This window comes from Kistimonas ophiarachnellae, from assembly GCF_057552235.1.
Window position 1 is genome coordinate 1 of sequence record NZ_BAAJPA010000046.1, and the last position, 1,172, is coordinate 1,172.

Below are 1,172 nucleotides of genomic sequence, written 5' to 3' on the forward strand. Positions count from 1 at the left end.
ACTTTTTGTTTCTAGCCATGTTCTCATTCCCGGTGTGGAAATGGGAACACGTAAATGAATGCTTTCAGTTTGATAGAACAACTCTCCGTACTTCACGATCCTCGCCAGAGCTGGAAAGTGACACACTCTCTTTCCGACATCCTGCTGCTGACAATCTGTGCTGTTATAGCCGGTGCAGAAGGCTGGGAGGATATCGCTGATTTCGGTGAAGATCGTCTGGATTGGCTAAGACAATATGGTGATTTTGAGCATGGCGCACCGTCAGACGACACCATTGCCAGAGCTGTCAGTGTCGTAAATCCCGGGAAGTTTCAGCAGTGTTTTATTGACTGGATGAAAGCCTGTCATCAAGCCACTAATGGAGAGGTCATTGCGATAGATGGCAAAACCGTCAGAAGCTCCTACGACAAGAGCCGCAGGCGTGGTCCTATTCATATGGTGAGCGCGTTTGCGGCGGCCAATGGTGTTGTACTGGGCCAGGTTAAGACAGAAGAAAAAAGCAATGAAATTACCGCCATCCCTGAACTGCTTGAGTTATTGGAGATAAAAGGGTGTCTGGTCACTATTGATGCCATGGGGTGTCAGAGGGCCATAGCCAAAAAGATCGTGGAGAAGGAGGCTGATTACCTGCTGGCGGTGAAAGGGAATCAAGGGAAATTGCACGAAGCCTTTCAAAACCACTTTACTGTGATGAACGTTCAGAACTGGTCGGGGGATAGCTATCAGACGGTCGAGAAACAGCATGGTCGACATGAAACACGTTTCTACATTGTCAGCGATCTGTTCGACGAGTTTGTGAATCTGTCGTTTGACTGGCCAGGCATGAAAACACTCGGCGTAGCGCTTGCTATTCGCGAGATAGAAGGTCGTGAACTTGCCTTGGAAGATATCACCCTGCGGTATTACATCAGCTCAGCAGAACTGACGGCTGAGAAGTTGGCGAAAGCGACCAGGGAACACTGGTATATAGAGAATAAACTGCACTGGAAGCTTGATGTGGCGATGGGTGAAGATGATTGCAGGATTCGACGGGGAGACGCCTCAGAAATCCTGGCTGGCTTTCGACATATTGCCTTTAACCTTCTCAACGATATGAAAAGCTTTAGCGGTGGCCTGAAAAGGAAACAGAAGAAGGCTTCGCGAAGCACAACGTTTCTGGCTGAAGTCCTTGC

Annotated in this window: 1 protein-coding gene; it reads left to right on the forward strand. The window is 48.7% G+C overall.

Annotation, left to right across the window (positions count from 1 at the left end; translation table 11 throughout):
* Positions 1–54: 54 nt before the first annotated feature.
* A partial coding sequence (locus AC27K1_RS21550) for an ISAs1 family transposase (protein WP_487152854.1) occupies positions 55–1,172 on the forward strand: 1,118 nt, incomplete at its 3' end.